The organism is Sandarakinorhabdus limnophila DSM 17366 (assembly GCF_000420765.1).
Classification (GTDB): domain Bacteria; phylum Pseudomonadota; class Alphaproteobacteria; order Sphingomonadales; family Sphingomonadaceae; genus Sandarakinorhabdus; species Sandarakinorhabdus limnophila.
This window is the reverse complement of sequence record NZ_ATVO01000005.1, coordinates 213116-232123: the sequence shown is the minus strand read 5'-3', so window position 1 is coordinate 232123 and position 19008 is coordinate 213116. Positions and strand designations below refer to the sequence as shown.

Genomic DNA, 19008 nt, shown 5'->3' with positions numbered 1-19008 from the left:
CATGTGGCTGTTTGATCGCCTCTTCAAGCGCTTCATGCAGGATGGCGAGTTGGTCGTGATCGACCCGGCCGGCGGCGAGCGGCGCTATGGCAGGCCCAGCGCCACCCGTGCGCCGGTCCGCATCCGTTTGGCCGACAATGCCACGGCACGGGCCATCGCGCTCAATCCGGCGCTCGGCGCGGGCGAGGCCTTCATGGATGGCCGGCTGGTCATGGAGGAGAGCGATATTTTTGCCCTGCTCGATCTCGTCACCCACAATCTGCGCTGGGAACGCGACAATCCGGTGCGCTTTGCGCTGTGGCGGCAGGCAAGGTTGGCGGCGTGGTGGGACCAATTTCGAGCGCCGATCCAAGCGAAACGTCGCCCATCATTATGACCTTGATGATCGGCTCTACGACCTGTTCCTTGATCCGCATCGGCAATATAGCTGCGCCTATTGGGCGCCGGGCATCACCTCGCTGGAAGCGGCGCAGGAGGCCAAGCTGGCGCATATTGCCGCCAAGCTTGATCTGAAACCGGGGAGCCAAGTGCTCGATATCGGCTGCGGTTGGGGCGGGCTGGCGCGCTACCTGCACAAGGTTTCGGGTGCCCATGTGACAGGCATCACCCTTTCGGAAGAACAGTTGAAATATGCCCGCGCCGAAGCCGTGCGGCAGGGGCTGACCGGCGTTGATTACCAATTGATCGACTATCGCCAGATGACCGGGCAGTTTGATCGCATCGTTTCGGTCGGCATGTTCGAACATGTCGGCCTGCCGCATTATCAGCCGTTCTTCGATACCGTAGAGCGCCTGCTGGCCACCGACGGCGTGGCGTTGCTCCAAAGCATCGCCCGTGCCGACGGGCCGGGCGCCACGGATCCGTGGACGGCGAAATACATCTTCCCCGGCGGCTATTCTCCGGCGCTGTCGCAGATCGTGCCGGCGGTGGAGCGGGCCTGGCTGTGGATCACCGATATCGAGGTGCTGCGCCTGCATTATGCTTACACGCTGAAGGCTTGGTATGACCGCTGCGCCGTACAGGAGGATGCGATCACGGCCCTGTACGACGCCCGCTTTTACCGGATGTGGATGTTCTATCTGGCGGCGGCGTGGTGCGCCTTTGCTAATGATGGCCACATGAACGTGCAGATACAGATGACCAAGCGGCGGGATGCGCTGCCACCGAGCCGGGATTATATGCGCGATGTGGAGAAGGGGTTGCCGGGCGGGGCGCCTTAATCGACCCAGCCCAGTTCCTTTTCCGCCGCGCGCTTGTCCAGTTCCGCCCGGCTGATTTTTTCCGACGCCGATTTCAGCTGGCCACATGCTGCCATGATGTCCCGCCCGCGCGGCGTGCGCACCGGGGCGCTGATGCCGGCCTTGAAGATGATGTCCGAAAAGGCGCGAATGCGTTCCTGCGGCGAACATTCATAGATGCTGCCCGGCCACGGGTTGAACGGGATCAGGTTCACCTTTGCCGGCAGGCGATATTTGCGGATCAGCCGCACCAGTTCATGCGCATCCTCGTCGCTGTCGTTCTTGCCGGCCAGCATCACATATTCAAAGGTGATGCGCCGTGCGTTGTTGACGCCGGGATAATCGGCGCAGGCCTGCAGCAACTGCTCGATGCCGTATTTCTTGTTGATCGGCACGATCTCGTCGCGGATTTCCTTGGTGACGGCGTGCAGCGACACGGCGAGATTGACGCCGATCTCCTTGCCGGCCCGCACCATCATCGGCACCACGCCGCTGGTGGACAGCGTGATGCGGCGCTTCGAAAGCCCCAGGCCGTCACCATCCATGACGATCTGCAACGCATCGCGGACATTGTCGAAATTATACAGCGGCTCGCCCATGCCCATCATCACGATGTTGGTGAGCATGCGGCCTTCCGACGTGTAGTTGCTGCCCGCATTGTGCGCGCCGGGCACCCACGGCACGTCATCCTCATCCATATCATCGGCGGCATCGCTGGTGGTCGGCCTTGTGATCGGCACAGGCGTCGCGCCCGGCCATTCGCCCAGCGCATCGCGCGCCAGCATGACCTGGCCCACGATTTCGGCCGCCGTCAGGTTACGCACCAGCTTCATCGTGCCGGTGTGGCAGAAACGGCAATTCAATGTGCAGCCGACCTGTGAAGACACGCACAGCGTGCCGCGCCAGGCATCGGGGATAAACACGCATTCGGCTTCCTCGCCGTCGCCGAAGCGCAGCAGCCATTTGCGGGTGCCGTCGCTCGACACTTGTGCCGTCACCACTTCCGGGCGGCCGACGACGAAATGGTCATCCAGCAGCGCGCGCGTGTCCTTTGCAATATTGGCCATCGCCGAAACTTCGGTGACACCGCGATGATAAAGCCAGTGCCAAACCTGGGACGCGCGCATGTTCACTTGCTTGGCCGGCAGGCCGATCTCGGCCAGCGCGGCGCGCAATTGATCTTTCGACAGGCCGATCAGTGCCCGCTTGCCATCGGCACGCGCCACGGGCTTGCGCGGCAGCACCATCGGATCAGACAGGCCGGGGATGGGCATCACGTCCGCAGGCAGCGCCCCGTTGTCGCTGCTGTCGTCATTGATCGGGGAGGCATCGTTGTTCATCGCGCGGGCCATATCGCAAATTGGCCGCAGCGTAAAACAGCTTGCGCCGCCACGGTTGCGAAGCGACACCGGGGCTTCTGATCGGGGGGTGTGATGGCGTCTGTCTTGTCCAACCGCAATCTGGCCATTGCCACCGCGGCGCTGCTGGCGGTGGTGCTGGTGGCCGTGGTGCGCGGTGCCAGCCAGCTTCCGGGCCTGCCGCTGCTGGTGCAGATCCACCTGGCCAGCATGATCATCATCATGGGCGTAACTGTGCCGATGCTGTTGGGGCCAAAGGGCACAGCCCGCCATCGCCTGTTGGGTCGCATCTGGGCGGCGCTGATGCTGGGCAACGCGCTGCTCACCTTGTGTTTCAATGCCGGCTCCCGGCAGCTGGGCGGGGTGTTCGTGGGCGATTTTTCGCCGATCCATGCCATCAGCCTGTTTGTGGCCATTTCGGTTCCGCAGGCGGTGCTGAAGGCGCGCCGGCATGACCGGGCCGGGCGTGAAGGTAATATCCGCGGCCTGGTGATCGGTAGCCTGTTGATCGCCGGCCTGTTCACCTTGCCGTTCGGGCGCACGCTGGGCGAATGGCTGATGGCCCGCTGAATCAGCCCTGCTGGTGCAGGCCTTGTACGCGGGCGCCAGCGGTGCGCAGCCGTTCTGCGCCGGCCCGCCGCACCATCTGGCGCGGGCTGTTGAAATAGGCCAGCGGCGTCATGCCCATATAGGCCCTGAATTCCCGGATGAAGTGCGACTGGTCATAGTAACCGCCGTCGAGCAACGTGGCCAACGGCTGGTCGAGCCTGTCGCCGATCTGGGCCAGCGTGCGCAGGAAGCGCTGGCGGCGCAGCAACTGCTTGGGCGAAAAGCCGAAAGCGCGTTGGCACAGGCGCGCCAGGGTGCGCTCGGTCAGGGCCAGTTCGTCTGCGAAATCCTGCACCGTATCGATGTTGCCGCTCACCAGCGCCTGTTGCACCCGTTCGATAAACGGTTCAGGTGGCGGTGCGGCAACAGCGAGTTTGCCGAAGAACCGATCGAACAGCGCGCAGCAGCCTTCCCAATCACTGGCGCACAGATCGGCCCACAAGCGCTCGGCACTGGGCCCGTAGATATCGGCCAGATCGTGGATGCGATTGGCATGTTCATGCTCTGACTGCTGTACCAGCGTCGCCCAGCCCATCGCCGTGAGTCCAACACCCACTGTCCGGCCCGGACCAGCCGAACGGACAATGGCGGTGCGATCTGTGGGCCCGAACAGGGCGCCGCGCGTTCCGGTGGGATCGGTGGAGCCGGGCCGTTCCACCGTCCATTCGCCGGTGATGGTGAAACGGATATTGCCCCATTCGGGATGGAGATGATCTTCCAGCGCGACCGGCGTTGAAACACCATAATAAGTGGTGATCAGTGGCCGCAGCTGTTGAGCTGGAAGCGCAAAATGCACGTCTGGCAACACGTTGCGTGTCTGCATGTCATTGGCACTGAACACGCCACCCCCAATCCCTGATCCCCTTTCTGCATTAACGGCCAGCCCTGCAACCGCAAGCCATTCACATCATTTTACCAATAGTTCATCTAACGCGAGACCTGCCGGTTCCCGGCGGTTGCCTCACATCGCGCTGATGCCGCCATCCACGTACAGGCCATGGCCAGTCACCATCTTGGCTTCGTCGCTGGCCAGATAGACGGCGGCCCAAGCGATATCATCCGGTTCTCCCACCGCGCCCAGCGGGATCTGCCGGCCCAGCTTTTCCAGCCCGGCTTCGCGGCCCATGGTGTCGGTGATGCCCTTCAGGATCGGCGTGTCGATGAACACCGGGTGGATGCTGTTGCAGGTGATGCGATACTTCTGCTTGGCGCAATGCAGGGCGACGCTCTTGGTCAGGTGGCGCACGGCGGCCTTGGCGCTGTTGTAGGCGGCGCTGTTGTGGGCGGCGATCACGCCGGCGATGCTGGAAAGATTGATGATGCTGCCGCGCACATCGGTTTCGCGTACGGTGCGCGCCATGGTCGGCAGGCTCAGCTTGCAGCCCAGGAACACGCTGTCGAGATCGATCGAATGCACGCGCTTCCAGGTGTCGAAATCGGTGGCCTCTACCGTTGAACCTGCCGCGATGCCGGCATTGTTGACCAGCACGTGGAAGCCGCCGAACTTTTCTTCGGCAAAGGCAACAGCAGCGGCCCAGTCTTCGGGGCTGGTCACATCATGGCGGCAGGCCACCGCGGCATCACCGATGCTGGCCGCCACGGCCTTCACGCCGGCTTCGTTGATGTCGGTCAGCACCACGCGGGCGCCTTCTTCCACCATGCGGCGGGCCATCGCCTCGCCCAGGCCCTGCGCTGCGCCAGTGATCAGTGCCACCTTGCCTGCCAGTCGGTTCATGTCATCTTCCCCTTGGTTTTCGTGGTCAGCACCACCTTGCCCGCACCGCGCCCGGCTGAAAAGCTGTGACTCATGGGTGTGCCCGTGAATTGCCGCAGCCCTTGACGCCCCGCCGCCTGCACCATACGTGCCGCCCATGGCCATCCTCCCCATCATCGAAACGCCCGACGCCCGGCTGAAGCAGATCAGCACGCCCGTGGAAGCCGTCACCGACGCGCACCGCACGCTGATCGCCGACATGTTCGAGACCATGTATGACGCGCCGGGCATCGGCCTGGCCGCCATCCAGGTGGGCGTGGCGGAACGCATCCTGGTGATCGATCTGCAGCGCGAAGCCGATGACACGCCGGAAGACGCCGATCCCGACAAGATCGTGCGCGTGAAAGAACCGCGCGTGTTCATCAACCCGGAGGTCACTTGGGAATCCGACGAACTGTCGGTCTATCAGGAAGGCTGCCTGTCGGTCCCGGAAATGTATGCCGATGTGCAGCGCCCGGCCGAAATCCAGGTTAAATGGCTCGACGAGCAGGGCAAGGCCCACGACGAGAAGCTGGACGGCCTGCTCGCCACCTGCTTGCAGCACGAGATGGACCATCTGAACGGCGTGCTGTTCATCGATCACCTCAGCAAGCTGAAGCGCGACATGCTGCTGAAGAAGCTGGAAAAGCTGCGCAAGACCAGCCGCGCCGCCTGAGCGGCGCCGGTTTCAGCCCAGCCGGTCGAGAATCAGGCGCGCCGCATCTTCCGGCGGCTTCAGCCTTGCCGGATCTTCGCCCGGATAGGCGCGGGCGCGCATCACGGTGCGGGTGGCGCCGGGATCAATGATATGCGTGCGGATGGCGGAGACGTTCTTCACCTCTTCCCCATAGGTTGCCACCAGATTTTCCAGCGCCGCCTTGGTCGCGGCATAGCCGCCCCAATAGGCGCGTGGGCTGGCGGCCACCGACGAGGTGACGGCCACGACATGGCCAGCCGCCGATTGGCGCAGCCAGGGATCAAGCGCCCGGATCAGCCGCATGTTGGCGGTGAGATTGAGCGCAATCAGCTTGTCCCATTCCTTCAGATCAAGATGCGGCACCGGCGCCAGTGTGCCCAGCTGCGCCGCATTGAGGATCAGCGCATCCAGCCGGCCCCAGCGCGCACCGATGGCATTGCCCAGCCGGTCGATGGCGTCATAATCGGCCAGATCGAACGGCGCGATGGTGGCGCTGCCGCCGGCCTTGTGGATGCGGTCGTCCAGCTCGGCCAGCCCGGCTTCGGTGCGGGCTATGATGATCACGTGCCAGTCTTCGCGGGCCAGCATTTCGGCCGTTGCCGCGCCAATGCCGCGGCTGGCGCCGGTAACGAGGGCGAGTTTCTTGGTCGTGATGTCGGTCATGCGGCGGCCTTAGGCGGCAGGGACGGGCAGGGCAAGCGCCTCAGATGACGCGCTCGGCCAGCAGGCTCAGCTGGTCCGGCACTTCCACTTCTTCCTGGTCGGTCAGCCGCGTCGGGTAATCGCCGGTGAAGCAGGCGTCGCAATATTGCGGCGCGTGCTCGTCGCGGGTGGGTTCACCCACGGCGCGATAGAGGCCGTCGATCGACAGGAACGACAGGCTGTCCACCTTGATGTAATCGCGCATCCGCTCGATATCCATCTGGGCGGCCAGGAGCTTCGATCGTTCCGGCGTGTCGACGCCATAGAAGCAGCTGTGCCGCGTCGGCGGGCTGGCGATGCGCATATGCACTTCTTCGGCGCCGGCTTCGCGCAGCATCTGCACGATCTTGACCGATGTGGTGCCGCGCACGATCGAATCGTCGATCAGCACGATGCGCTTGCCGGCGATCAGCGCGCGGTTGGCATTATGCTTCAGCTTGACGCCAAGATTGCGGATCTGATCGCCGGGCTGGATAAACGTCCGGCCGATATAGTGGCTGCGGATGATGCCCAGTTCGAACGGGATGCCGCTTTCCTGGGCATAGCCGATGGCGCCGGGCACGCCGCTGTCGGGCACCGGCACCACCATGTCGGCTTCCACCGGATTCTCGCGGGCCAGTTCGGCGCCGATGCGCTTGCGCACTTCATACACGCTGCTGCCGTCCATCATCGAATCGGGGCGGCTGAAATAAACATGTTCGAAGATGCACGGCCGCGCCCGCACCGGCGCGAACGGGCGGATCGAGCGCAGGCCGCGCCCGGAAATGATGATCAACTCGCCCGGTTCGACCGAGCGCAGGAAGGTCGCCCCCACGATGTCGAGCGCAACGGTTTCGGAGGCGAGGATATATGAATCGCCCAGCCGGCCCAGCACCAGTGGCCGGATACCGAGTGGATCGCGGCAGGCGAGCATACCTTCGGCGGTGAGGCAGATCAGACTGTAGGCGCCTTCCACCCGCTTCAGCGCATCGATGAAGCGATCGAGCAGGGTGCGATAGGACGAGGTGGCAACAAGGTGGATGATCACCTCGGTATCGCTGGTCGATTGGAAGATCGATCCGCGCCGCACCAGTTCGCGGCGCAAGGTGGTGGCGTTGGAGATATTGCCGTTATGCGCAACGGCAAAGCCGCCGCTGGCCAGCTCGGCAAACAGCGGCTGCACGTTCCTGAGCGCGGTTTCGCCCGTGGTGGAATAGCGATTGTGGCCGATGGCGATCTCGCCCTTGAGCTTGTTGATCACTGAATCATTGTCGAAATTGCCCGCCACATGCCCCATGGCGCGGTGGGTGTGAAATTCCTTGCCATCGAACGTGGTGATGCCAGCGGCTTCCTGGCCGCGGTGCTGCAGGGCATGCAGGCCAAGTGCCACCAGCGCGGCAGCGCCCTCGGCACCATAAACCGCAAACACGCCGCATTCCTCGTGGAGATGATCGTCTTCCCACGGATCGGTGGTGAGCATCTTGTCCATGTGGTGGCCTTTGTCATTCGGCAGATGCCGGGCCATATAGGGTGGGCAGTCCGCTTTGTCTGCACCTGTCTTGTGATGAAAGTGTCACATATGAGCCAAGCCGTGGATGAAACGCTGGAGTTCCGGCCCAGGTGGGGCGCCGATGATCTGCTCACCGCTGTAGCGGTGGATGCGGCCAGCGGCGCGGTGCTGATGGTGGCGCACATGAACGCCGATGCGCTGGCGGCAACGCTTGCCACCGGCGAGGCGCATTACTGGAGCCGCAGCCGCCGCGAACTCTGGCACAAGGGCGCCACGTCGGGCGCCATCCAGCGCCTGGTGGAGATCCGGGTGGATTGCGATCAGGATTGCCTTTTGTTGCGGGTTGAGCCGGCCGGCCCGGCCTGCCACACCGGCCGGAAGGATTGCTTTTACCGCCGGCTCGATGGTGGCCGGCTGGTGATGATCGGAGACGGTGAATGACGCTGCCAACCGGACTTGAGATAACCGTTTTCGACGAGGTGTTCCGCAACCGCCCGCACGAACGCTTCGACGCGCTGCGCGCCGCCGATCCCGTGCATGACGACAAGGTGCTCGGCCGCGTGCTGCTCACCCGCGCCGCCGATGTGGCCGCCACGCTGAAGGACCGCAGCCTGTCGGTCGATCAGCGCAATGCTGCGCCCGATACGATCGTGCAAAAACTGGCCACCATGCAGGACCGCGAGGCCCCGCGATCGATGCTGGTCCTCGACGATCCCGATCACGCCCGCCTGCGCCGTCTGGTCACCCACGCCTTCAACGCCCGCGCCATCGAAGCGGTGAAGCCGAAGGTGGTGGAGGTGGCCGACGCCCTGCTCGACGCGGTGGCCGGCAAGGACAGGTTCGACATCATCGAGGAATTTTCCTCGCCGCTGCCCATCATCGTCATCGCCACCATGTTGGGCGTGGACGCGGCGGACGTGGGCGATTTCCAGCGCTGGTCAAAGGCGCTGGCAAATGTGTTCTCGCCCATTCGTTCTCCGGAGTTCCTCGCGGCGCTGAAGGCCAATGCCGATGAACTGTCCGCCTATTTTGAACGCGCCATCGCCGAACGGAGCGCTGCCCCGCGCGATGACCTGATCAGCGCGCTGGTGGCGGTGGACGATGGCGGCGATCGGCTCACCACCGAAGAAATCGTCACCATGTGCAACCTGCTGCTGCTGGCCGGGAACCTCACCACCACCGACCTCATTGGCAATTGCGTGCTCGCCCTGCTGCGCCATCCCGAACAATTGGCCAAGGTACAGGCCAGCCCGGCCCGCATCGCCGACGCCATTGAGGAAACACTGCGGCTCGACCCGCCAGTGGTGCAATCGCTGCGGATCCCGCTCGAACCGCGCCAGATCGGCGGCTGCCCGGTGCGGGCTGGCGAAGCGGTGACGACGTTCCTGATGGCGGCTGGGCAGGACCCGGCGCTGCACGCAGACCCGCTGAAGTTCGACATCGACCGGGCTGACAAGACGCATTTCGCTTTTGGCGGCGGCGTGCATTTCTGCCTCGGCGCACCGCTGGCCCGCGCGGAGGCCGAAATCGCGCTGACCCGCCTGTTCGCCCGCTTCCCCGGCCTGGCGCTCACCGGCGATCCCATCGAGCGCAACATCTCGGCCGCGTTCAACGGTGTGCAGCAGCTCTGGGTTCGCCCGTGAGGATGTTGCTGGCCGGCGCGTCAGGCCTCGTCGGCGGATTGGTGCTGGGCCTATGCCGAGACGCCATCCCCATCACCCGCCGCCCCATCGGCCGGCCCGGCGTGGTCGCCGATTTCGACGATCTGCCACCGCTGCCGGAAGCGCAGGTCGCCGTCTGCGCGCTGGGCACCACGCGGGCCAAGGCTGGCAGCGATTCCGCCTTCCGCGCCGTCGATCATGACGCCGTGCTTGCCTTCGCCCGCGCCGCGAAAGCCGCCGGAGTCGCCCACTTCATTCTGGTCAGCAGCATCGGCGCCAACCCCAAGGCCAACCTGCTCTACCCGCGCACCAAGGGCGAAGTGGAGGCAGCGCTGGCCGGGATGGGTTTCACCCGCCTCGACATCCTCCAGCCCGGCCTCCTCATCGGTCCGCGCGCCGAACGTCGGCCGGTGGAGCGCTTCCTGCAATGGGCCGCTCCGGTGATGGACCTCGTCCTGCCGCGCGACCTTGGCAGTCTGCCGGCAGGGGCGGTTGCGGGCGCCATCCTGGCCCTCACGATATGCAACGAACCCGGCGTGTTCCGCCACACCAACCGCGCCATCGCCAGCTTGACCTTAACGTAAACGTAAACTACCCCCTTGGCCCATGAGCAATCCGGCTGAGGCTCCCCAAAACGACGAGTCGCCCGCGGCGCTGCTGCATGCCTTTGCCACCGCGCCCGCCCCGCCCGCCGCTGGTGATGCCAGCCATTTTTCGATCACCGAACTGGCGCTGGCCTTCAACATCACGCCGCGCGCTATCCGATTTTACGAAGATCAGGGCTTGATCGCGCCGGAGCGTCAGGGGCAGAATCGTATTTATTCGCGCCGCGATCGCGCCCGGCTGGCGTGGATTTTGCGGGCCAAGAATGTCGGGTTCAGCCTCGCCGAAATCCGCGAGATGATCGATCTGTATGATGTTGGCGATCACCGGCTGACGCAGAAGCGCGTCACGCTGGAAAAATGCCGCGCGCGGGTTGCCCTGCTGGAAGAACAGCGCGCCGATATCGACGCCACCATCTCCGAGCTGCAACAATTTTGCGACATCGTCGAACAATCGATGAAAGCCTGATTCCATGCCGACCTATCGCGCCCCGGTAAAAGACACGCTGTTCGTGCTGGAGGCCGTGGCCGGCCTCTACAACCAGTCCCATGTGCCGGGCTTCGAGGCGGTCTCGCCCGATCTGGTCGAGGCCGTGCTGAACGAGGGCGGCAAATTCTGCGGCGAAGTGTTGGCGCCGCTGAACCTGCCGGGTGACCGCCAGGGCTGCATCCGCCACGCTGATGGCAGCGTGACCGCACCCGATGGCTTTCGCGATGCCTACAAGAAATTCTGCGGCGGCGGCTGGGGCGGGCTGATTGCGGACGAACATCATGGCGGCCAGGGCCTGCCCTACACGATCGGCGCGGTGATGCAGGAGTTTATCGCCGCGTCCAACATGGCGTTCGGCATGTATCCCGGCTTGTCGGAAGGCGCGCAGGCGGCGATCGAGGTGGTGGGCTCGCCGGAGCAGAAGGCCAAGTGGCTGCCCAACATGGTGCAGGGCCGCTGGACCGGCACCATGAACCTGACCGAGCCGCAGTGTGGCACCGATCTCGGCCTGATCCGCACCCGCGCCGAGCCGAACGCCGATGGCAGCTGGTCGATCACCGGCACCAAGATCTTCATCTCGGCCGGCGAGCATGACCTGTCGGACAACATCATCCACCTCGTGCTGGCCAAGACGCCGGGCGCGCCGGACAGCGTGAAGGGCATCAGCCTGTTCATCGTGCCGAAGTTCATCGTGAACGACGATGGTTCGCTGGGTGCGCGCAATGCCGTCACTTGCGGTTCCATCGAACACAAGATGGGCATCCACGCCAACGCCACCTGTGTGATGAACTATGATGGCGCCACCGGGTACATGCTTGGCGAGGAGATGAAGGGCCTCGCTGCCATGTTCATCATGATGAACGCGGCGCGGCTTGGCGTGGGCATCCAGGGCCTAGCGCAGGCCGATGCGGCGTATCAGAATGCGGTTGAGTACGCCAAGGGCCGCCTGCAGGGCCGCAGCCTGACCGGTGCGAAGAACCCCGAAGGCAAGGCCGATCCGATCATCGTTCACCCCGATGTGCGCCGCATGCTGATGGATGCGCGCAGCTATACCGAGGGCATGCGCGCGCTGATGCTGTGGGGCGCGATCCGGGTCGACCTGTCGCGCAAGGCGACCGACCCGGCCGAACGCGAGATGGCTGATGACCTGATCAGCCTGCTCACGCCCGTCATCAAGGGCTATGGCACCGATCGCGGTTACGAGGTCGCCACCAATTGCCAGCAGGTGCTGGGCGGCCACGGTTATATCGCCGAATGGGGCATGGATCAGTTCGTGCGCGATGCCCGCATTGCCATGATCTATGAAGGCACCAACGGCATTCAGGCGCTTGATCTGGTTGGCCGCAAGCTGGGTTCGAAGGGCGGGCGCGGCACGCAGGCGTGGCTGGGTCTCGTGGCCGGTGACATTGCCGCGGCGACCGACGAGCGGTTGGCCTTCATCGCGCAGCCCTTGGGTAAGGCACTGGGCGACGTGCAAGCCGGCGTGATGTGGCTGTTGCAGAACGGCATGGCCAATCCCGATAATGCCGGGGCCGGCGCCACCGCCTTCATGCGGATGATGGGCCATGTCGCGCTGGGCCATATGTGGCTGAAGATGGCCGGCGCGTCACTGGCGGCGCTTGATGGCGGTACGGCTGATCCGGATTTCTTCAACGCCAAACTCACCACCGCCCGTTTCTTCGCGGCGCGCGTGCTGCCAGAAACCGCGAGCCTGAAATCCCAATTGGAAGCCGGTGCCGATACCGTGATGGCCATGCCGGCTGAGATGTTCTGAGACTTTCCTCCGGAGGAACGACCATGACCGAAGCCTATATCTACGACGCCGTCCGCACCCCGCGCGGCAAGGGCCGCAAGGACGGCAAGCTGCACGAGATCACGCCGATCCAGCTGGCGACGCAGGTACTGCAGGCCGTGCGCGATCGCACCGGCATCAACACCGCCGATGTGGACGATGTGGTGCTGGGCTGCGTTTCCCCGGTTGGTGAACAGGGCAGCGATATCGCGCGCGTTGCCGTGCTCAACGCCGATTATGCCGAGACCACGGCCGGCGTGCAGATCAACCGGTTCTGCGCGTCGGGCCTGGAAGCCACCAACATGGCCGCCGCCAAGGTGATGTCGGGCGAAGCCATGTTCGCAATCGGTGGCGGCGTGGAAAGCATGAGCCGCGTGCCGATGGGCAGCGACGGCGCCGCCTGGGCGATGGACCCGGCCGTGGCCTACAAGACCTATTTCGCCCCGCAGGGCATTGGCGCCGATCTGATCGCCACCAAATACGGCTTCTCGCGCTCCGACGTGGATGCCTATGCGATGGAATCGCAGCGCCGCGCCGCCCAAGCCTGGAGCGAAGGCCGCTTCAAGAACAGCATCGTGCCGGTGCGGGACGTGATCGGCGAGATCGTGCTGGCCCATGATGAGCATATGCGCCCGCAGACCGACATGCAGTCGCTGGGCAGCCTCGCACCCGCCTTCCAGGCGATGGGCGAGCAGATGCCCGGCTTTGATGCCATCGCCCTGATGCGCTACCCGGAAATCGAGAAGATCGACCACGTCCACCACGGCGGCAACTCGTCCGGCATCGTTGACGGCGCCTCGGCCATTCTGGTTGGCAACAAGGCGATGGGTGAGAAATATGGCCTGAAGCCGCGCGCTCGCATCCGTGCAATGGCCTCGATCGGCAGCGAGCCGATGATCATGCTCACCGGGCCCGAGTTTGTGGCCAACAAGGTGCTGCAACGCGCCGGCATGACCAAAGACGATATTGATCTGTTCGAGCTGAACGAGGCGTTTGCCAGCGTCGTGCTGCGTTACATGCAGGCGCTGAACATCCCGCACGACAAGATCAATGTGAACGGCGGCGCCATTGCCATGGGCCACCCGCTCGGCGCCACCGGCGCGATGATCCTGGGCACCGTGCTGGATGAACTGGAGCGCACCGGCAAGGGCACCGCGCTGGTCAACCTGTGCGTCGGCGCCGGCATGGGCACGGGCACGATCATCGAGCGTTTGTAACCGTTTGGCCGTCACCCCGGCGAACGCCGGGGCCCATCACCCGAACGCTGCATCTGGCGCGACTTGGGGGAGATGGATCCCGGCTTTCGCCGGGATGACGAAGAAAAAAAGGAATGGAATGACATGACCACCGCCATCCACACCGAACTCGATGCCGACGGCATCCTCCTGCTCACCATCGACGTGCTGGGCCAGTCGATGAACGTCATCACGCCGGAAGTGCAGGCCGATCTGGCCGCCGCGATTGAGCGGTTGAAGACCGACGAAGCCATCAAGGGCGCCGTGCTCACCTCCGGCAAGGCCAGCGGCTTCATGGCCGGGGCTGATCTGAAGGGCATGGGCGCGCTGTTCGGCGGCGGCGGTGTTCCCGAAGGCAAATCGAAGATGGCCGCGCTGTTTGATGGCGTGTTCGGCCTCAACAAGTTGCTGCGTGACCTCGAAACCTGCGGCAAGCCGGTGGCGGCGGCCGTGAATGGCCTGGCGCTGGGCGGCGGGCTCGAATTCATCCTCGCCTGCCATTACCGGGTGATTGCCGACAATCCCAAGATCACGCTGGGCCTGCCGGAAATCATGGTCGGCCTGTTCCCGGGCGCGGGCGGCACCCAGCGCCTGCCGCGCCTGATGGGCATCCAGCCGGCCCTGATGTATCTGCTGCAAGGCAAGAACATGAGCCCGCAGGAAGCTCTGGGCTTTGGCGTCGCGCAAGCCGTGGTGCCCGCCGATCAGATCATCGCCACAGCCAAGGCGTGGGTAAAGGCCAACCCCAATGGCGGCGTGCAGCCGTGGGATACCAAGAATTTCAAGATGCCCGGCGGCCCGGCCACGGCGCTCAACCCCAATTTCGCGCAAGTGTTTGTGGGCGGCACGGCGATGACGCACGTGAATGCCGGCGACAACATGAACGCGCCACGCGCGATCCTGAGCGCCGTCTATGAAGGCACGCAGGTGCCGATGGACACCGCCATCCGCATTGAGAGCAAGTATTTCGCCAAGGTCGTTGCCGATCCCCAGGCCGGCAACATGATCCGCAGCCTGTTCGTTTCCAAGCAGGCCGCCGAAAAGGGCGCGCGTCGTCCCAAGGGCGTTCCGGCCATGCCGACGAAGAAAATCGGCATGCTCGGCGCTGGCCTGATGGGCGCGGGCGTTGCCATGGTGACGGCGCAGGCCGGCATCGAGGTCGTGCTGCTCGACCGCGATCTGGCTGCCGCCGAAAAGGGCAAGCAGTACACGGCCGATCGTCTGGCCAAGAAGCGCATGGATCCGGCCAAGGCGCAGGTCATCCTCGACCGCATCAAGCCGACTTCGGACTATGCCGATCTGGCCGGCTGCGACCTGATCATCGAAGCGGTGTTCGAAACCCGTGAGATCAAGGCCGATGTCACCAAGGCCACCGAAGCCGTTGTTGGCCCCGATGTGATCTTCGGTTCCAACACCTCCACCCTGCCGATCACCGGCCTCGCCAAGGCGTGGAGCAAGCCGGCCAATTTCATCGGCATCCACTTCTTCTCGCCAGTCGAACGCATGCCGCTGGTGGAAATCATCGTTGGCAAGGAAACCGGCTCGGAAGCCATTGCCAAGGCACTGGATTATGTCGCCGCGATCCGCAAGACGCCGATCGTGGTGAACGACAGCCGCGGTTTCTACACCTCGCGCTGCTTTGGCACCTATGTGCAGGAAGGCCTGTCGCTGCTGGGCGAAGGCACGGTGCCGGCGCTGATCGAAAATGTCGGCAAGCAGATGGGCATGCCGGTGGGCCCGCTGGCCGTGAACGACGAAGTCGGCCTTGATCTCAGCTACAAGGTTGGCCAGCAGACCAAGGCCGATCTGGGCGATGCCTACAAGCCGGGTCCGGCCGATGGCGTCATCACCAAGATGCACGAACTTGGCCGTCAGGGCCGCAAGAACGCCAAGGGTTTCTACGTCTATCCCGAAGGCAGCAAAAAGCATCTGTGGCCGGAACTGGCGGCAACGGTGGCCGGTGGCCTCGCCGCGGATCAGCCCTCCGCCGCCGAGGTGAAGGAACGGCTGCTCTATCGCCAGCTTGTCGAATGCGCGCGCTGCTTTGCCGAAGGCGTGCTGGAAACCCCGCAGGACGGCGACCTGGGCGCCATCTTCGGCTGGGGCTTTGCGCCGTTCACTGGCGGTCCGTTCAGCCACATGGATACCGTCGGCATTGCCAACGTCGTCGCCACGCTGGACCGGCTGGCGCAAGCCCATGGTGAACGCTTCGCGCCGCCGCAGCTGCTGCGCGACATGGCGGCCCGGGGCGACAGCTTTTACGCCATGGCGGCGAAGAAGGCGGCCTGAACCAGGCGCTCCCCTCCCTCTCCACAGGAGGGGAGCCGCCGGGCTTGCGCGGGGCCCGCTGGCGCGGCAGGCTGAACCGAAATCAGGGGTCCCTAAATGCCAGACGTCAACGAAGCCTTCAGCCTGCCCAATGGCCAGCACTTCCGCAATCGCATTGCCAAGGCGGCGATGACGGAAGGGCTGGCGTTTCGCGATGGCCTGCCCAATGCCGCCCATGAAACCCTGTATCGGCGCTGGGCCGATGGCGGTTGCGGGCTGCTGATCACGGGCAATGTGCAGGTTGATCGCGGCCATCTGGAACGGCCGGGCAATGTGATTGTCGATGGGCCACTCAGCGACGAGGGCAAGGCTGCGTGGGCGCGCTGGGCTGCTGCTGCTACTGCTGGCAACACCCAGGCCTGGGTGCAGATCAGTCACGCCGGACGCCAGACGCAGAAGAACGTCAATCCGCATCCGCGGGCGCCGTCGGCAGTGCCGCTGGCGCTGCCGGGCGGGCAGTTCGGCATGCCGCATCCGCTCACCGGCATTGAAATCCAGGATCTGATCGCGCGTTTTGCCAACGCCGCCGCCGTTTCGCGGGAGGCCGGCTTCACCGGCGTGCAGATCCATGCGGCGCACGGTTACCTGATCAGCCAGTTCCTCTCTCCGCTTGCCAATCTGCGCCGCGACGAATGGGGCGGCAGCCTGGAAAACCGCGCGCGCTTCCTGATTGAAACGGTGAAGGCAGTGCGGGCCGCCGTGGGGGCTGATTTCACCGTGTCGGTGAAGCTGAACAGCGCCGATTTCCAGAAGGGCGGCTTTGCCTTCGATGAATGCCTCACCGTTGCGGGCTGGCTGGCCGATCTGGGCGTCGATTGCCTGGAATTGTCGGGCGGTACCTATGAACAGCCGGCGATGATGGACATGGATGGCCTCGCCCCGCGCGAGGAACCGAAGCAGCAATCCACCCGCCAGCGCGAAGCCTATTTCGTGCAGCTGGCGCGCGCGCTGATGGCCGCGAAAACGCCGCCGCTGATGGTGACGGGTGGCTTCCGCAGCCTGAATGCCATGCAGGATGCGCTGGCCAGCGGCATCGCCTTTGTTGGCGTCGGCAGGCCGCTGTGCGCCGATCCCACCTGCGTTGCCGAACTGCTCGAAGGCCATATCGAGGAACTGCCGCGCGACGAGGAACGGCTGGCGATCGGGCCCTGGTGGCTCAGCCCGACTTCGCCGTTCAAGCTGGTGCGGACCATGAATGGCTTTGCTGCGCAGGCCTGGTATTATCAGCAACTGCGCCGGGTTGCGGCCGGCGGCGTCGCCGAAAAGCTCAACCCGTTCAAGGCCTTTCTTGCCGAAGACAAGGAAAACAAGGCCCGGCTTTGAAACGCTTCGCGTTCCTTGTTGCCGGCCTGGTGCTTGCCCTTGGATGGGCGGGCTGGCTCGGCGCGATCCGCGATCCGGCGGTGGTGCATTATCGCGTCGAACTGGCCGGGCTGCAACGGCCGTTGCGGCTGGTGCATCTTTCCGATCTGCATGGCAGCAATTGGGATATGCCGCAGGTGCGGTTGAACCGCATCATGGATCAGGTCAACGCGCTCCATCCCGATCTGGTGGTGGTCACCGGCGATTTCCACGCCAGCAAGATCTGGGACCCGCCGATGCGGATGGACGATGCGGTGCAGCCGCTCACCTGGCTGAAAGCCCCGCTCGGCGTGTGGAGCGTGCCGGGCAATCACGATGATCCCTACTGGATACGCTGGGTGATGCGGCGGTTCGGTCTGAAACTGCTGGCCGGCGATCTGGTTGATCTTGGCCCGATCCAGATCGTTGGCAGCGATGATCTGATCATGGGCCAGCGGCCGGTGCAGGGCCTGCGGGCCGCCGCCGCTCGCGCGCAGCCCGGCAAGCCGCTGGTTGCGCTGGTGCATGAACCGCGCTTGTGGACGATGCTGCCGGCCAACGTGGACTTGGTGCTGGCCGGGCACACGCATGGCGGCCAGATCCAGATCTTTGGCTGGCCGCAGTTCAAGAAACTTGCTTCCCAATATCTGCGCGGCCGGTTTCGAAATCCCGGTGGCCAGCAGATGCTGGTGTCCGCTGGCATCGGTACTTCGATCGTGCCTGTTCGGCTCGGCACGCAGGGTGAGATCGTGGTGGTGGAGTTGGTCCCTCAGCCGCCGGGAAGAAATTCAGGCACCGACAAATAACGCTCCCCGGTGTCGTAATTGAAGCCGACGATGCGCGCGCCCGGCATTTCCTTCAGCTTCAGCGCAATGGCGGCCAGCGTCGCGCCCGACGAGATGCCGACCAGCATGCCCTCCTCGGCTGCCGAGCGCAGCGCCCAGGCCTTGGCGTCGGCGGCATCGACCTGGATCACGCCATCGAGCAGCGACACATCCAGGTTCTTCGGGATGAAGCCGGCACCGATGCCCTGGATCGGGTGCGGGCTGGGCGAGCCGCCGGAAATCACCGGGGAAGCCGCCGGTTCCACCGCAAACACCTTCAGCTTCGGCCAGCGGGCCTTCAACACCTGCGCAACGCCAGTGATGTGCCCGCCGGTGCCAACGCCGGTGATGATCGCATCAGGCGGACTGTCGGCGAAATCGGCATTGATTTCTTCGGAGGTCGTCCGCACATGCACATCGATGTTCGCCGGGTTCTCGAACTGTTGCGGCATCCAGCTGTTCGGCGTGTTCGCCACAATTTCCAGTGCGCGGGCGATGGCGCCGTTCATGCCCTTTTCGCGCGGAGTCAGATCAAAACTGGCACCATAGGCCAGCATCAGCCGCCGCCGCTCGATCGACATGCTTTCCGGCATGACCAGGATCAGCTTGTAGCCCTTCACGGCCGCCACCATGGCCAGACCAATGCCGGTGTTGCCACTGGTCGGCTCGACGATGATGCCGCCGGGTTTCAGCGTGCCATCGGCTTCGGCGGCCTCGATCATGGCGAGTGCGATGCGATCCTTGATCGATCCGCCGGGGTTGGTGCGTTCGGACTTGATCCACACTTCGGCGTTCGGGAACAATTTGCCCATCCGCACGTGCGGCGTGCGGCCGATGGTTTCGAGGATGTTGTTGGCCTTCATGGGCTGCACCTTCCGGTTGTTTGCGT

The 19008-nt window shown here is 64.4% G+C and carries 19 protein-coding genes; 13 read left to right on the top strand and 6 right to left on the bottom strand.

Annotated features, from left to right (window positions below; genetic code table 11):
- Position 1: 1 nt before the first annotated feature.
- Positions 2-376, top strand: a complete 375-nt coding sequence (locus G566_RS15800; protein ID WP_243442422.1) for a hypothetical protein — start codon at positions 2-4, stop codon at positions 374-376.
- Positions 291-1220 (top strand): SAM-dependent methyltransferase, encoded by a 930-nt coding sequence (locus tag G566_RS13760; RefSeq protein ID WP_243442421.1) that lies wholly within the window; start codon positions 291-293, stop codon positions 1218-1220. Before G566_RS15800 ends, G566_RS13760 begins: the two co-directional genes overlap by 86 nt.
- Here G566_RS13760 and rlmN read toward each other — a convergent pair.
- Positions 1217-2512 carry a 23S rRNA (adenine(2503)-C(2))-methyltransferase RlmN gene (gene rlmN, locus G566_RS0106560; RefSeq protein WP_040605494.1) on the bottom strand — a complete coding sequence of 432 codons (1296 nt, stop codon included), beginning with the start codon at positions 2510-2512 and terminating at the stop codon, positions 1217-1219. The two genes, G566_RS13760 and rlmN, sit on opposite strands and share 4 nt — an antisense overlap.
- Before the next feature lie 156 nt (positions 2513-2668).
- Between rlmN and G566_RS13755 the strand changes: the two genes are divergently transcribed.
- Positions 2669-3166 carry a DUF2306 domain-containing protein gene (locus G566_RS13755; protein ID WP_156874447.1) on the top strand — a complete coding sequence of 166 codons (498 nt, stop codon included), beginning with the start codon at positions 2669-2671 and terminating at the stop codon, positions 3164-3166.
- A 1-nt stretch (position 3167) separates the two neighbouring features.
- Here the strand turns inward: G566_RS13755 and G566_RS14750 are convergent, their stop codons facing one another.
- Positions 3168-4028 carry an AraC family transcriptional regulator gene (locus tag G566_RS14750; protein ID WP_169522773.1) on the bottom strand — a complete coding sequence of 287 codons (861 nt, stop codon included), beginning with the start codon at positions 4026-4028 and terminating at the stop codon, positions 3168-3170.
- Between the two features lie 138 nt (positions 4029-4166).
- A complete protein-coding gene (locus G566_RS0106545) occupies positions 4167-4940 on the bottom strand; it encodes a glucose 1-dehydrogenase (protein ID WP_022679880.1) in 774 nt (257 codons plus the stop codon).
- Between the two features lie 136 nt (positions 4941-5076).
- On the opposite strand from G566_RS0106545, the gene def reads away from it, so the two are divergent.
- Positions 5077-5634, top strand: a complete 558-nt coding sequence (gene def, locus G566_RS0106540) for a peptide deformylase (protein WP_022679878.1) — start codon at positions 5077-5079, stop codon at positions 5632-5634.
- 12 nt (positions 5635-5646) lie between these two features.
- Here def and G566_RS0106535 read toward each other — a convergent pair whose 3' ends face one another.
- Positions 5647-6318, bottom strand: a complete 672-nt coding sequence (locus G566_RS0106535) for an SDR family NAD(P)-dependent oxidoreductase (RefSeq protein ID WP_022679877.1) — start codon at positions 6316-6318, stop codon at positions 5647-5649.
- A 40-nt stretch (positions 6319-6358) separates the two neighbouring features.
- Complete coding sequence (gene purF, locus G566_RS0106530; protein ID WP_029131349.1) at positions 6359-7816, bottom strand: amidophosphoribosyltransferase; 1458 nt, start codon at positions 7814-7816, stop codon at positions 6359-6361.
- A gap of 99 nt (positions 7817-7915) precedes the next feature.
- On the opposite strand from purF, the gene hisI reads away from it, so the two are divergent.
- The 9 genes from hisI (at position 7916) to G566_RS13745 (ending at position 18101) form a co-directional block, all read left to right on the top strand.
- Positions 7916-8287 (top strand): phosphoribosyl-AMP cyclohydrolase, encoded by a 372-nt coding sequence (gene hisI, locus G566_RS0106525; protein WP_022679875.1) that lies wholly within the window; start codon positions 7916-7918, stop codon positions 8285-8287.
- Positions 8284-9489, top strand: a complete 1206-nt coding sequence (locus tag G566_RS0106520) for a cytochrome P450 (protein ID WP_022679874.1) — start codon at positions 8284-8286, stop codon at positions 9487-9489. The genes hisI and G566_RS0106520 overlap by 4 nt, the downstream gene beginning before the upstream one ends.
- Positions 9486-10091, top strand: a complete 606-nt coding sequence (locus tag G566_RS0106515; protein WP_022679873.1) for a Rossmann-fold NAD(P)-binding domain-containing protein — start codon at positions 9486-9488, stop codon at positions 10089-10091. The genes G566_RS0106520 and G566_RS0106515 overlap by 4 nt, the downstream gene beginning before the upstream one ends.
- 22 nt (positions 10092-10113) lie before the next feature.
- On the top strand, positions 10114-10578 hold the full coding sequence (locus G566_RS0106510) for a MerR family transcriptional regulator (RefSeq protein WP_022679872.1): 465 nt from the start codon (positions 10114-10116) through the stop codon (positions 10576-10578).
- Positions 10579-10582: 4 nt separating this feature from the next.
- Positions 10583-12373, top strand: a complete 1791-nt coding sequence (locus G566_RS0106505; RefSeq protein WP_022679871.1) for an acyl-CoA dehydrogenase C-terminal domain-containing protein — start codon at positions 10583-10585, stop codon at positions 12371-12373.
- Positions 12374-12396: 23 nt separating this feature from the next.
- Positions 12397-13608 (top strand): acetyl-CoA C-acetyltransferase, encoded by a 1212-nt coding sequence (locus G566_RS0106500; protein ID WP_022679870.1) that lies wholly within the window; start codon positions 12397-12399, stop codon positions 13606-13608.
- A gap of 123 nt (positions 13609-13731) precedes the next feature.
- Positions 13732-15915 carry a 3-hydroxyacyl-CoA dehydrogenase NAD-binding domain-containing protein gene (locus G566_RS0106495; RefSeq protein WP_029131347.1) on the top strand — a complete coding sequence of 728 codons (2184 nt, stop codon included), beginning with the start codon at positions 13732-13734 and terminating at the stop codon, positions 15913-15915.
- A 96-nt stretch (positions 15916-16011) separates the two neighbouring features.
- Entirely contained in the window at positions 16012-17277 is a 1266-nt protein-coding gene (locus G566_RS0106490) for an NADH:flavin oxidoreductase/NADH oxidase family protein (RefSeq protein ID WP_022679868.1), read from the top strand.
- Positions 17278-17306: 29 nt separating this feature from the next.
- On the top strand, positions 17307-18101 hold the full coding sequence (locus tag G566_RS13745) for a metallophosphoesterase (RefSeq protein WP_156874446.1): 795 nt from the start codon (positions 17307-17309) through the stop codon (positions 18099-18101).
- Here G566_RS13745 and cysK read toward each other — a convergent pair.
- On the bottom strand, positions 18065-18982 hold the full coding sequence (gene cysK, locus G566_RS0106480) for a cysteine synthase A (protein ID WP_029131346.1): 918 nt from the start codon (positions 18980-18982) through the stop codon (positions 18065-18067). The genes G566_RS13745 and cysK overlap by 37 nt on opposite strands.
- Positions 18983-19008: the final 26 nt, after the last annotated feature.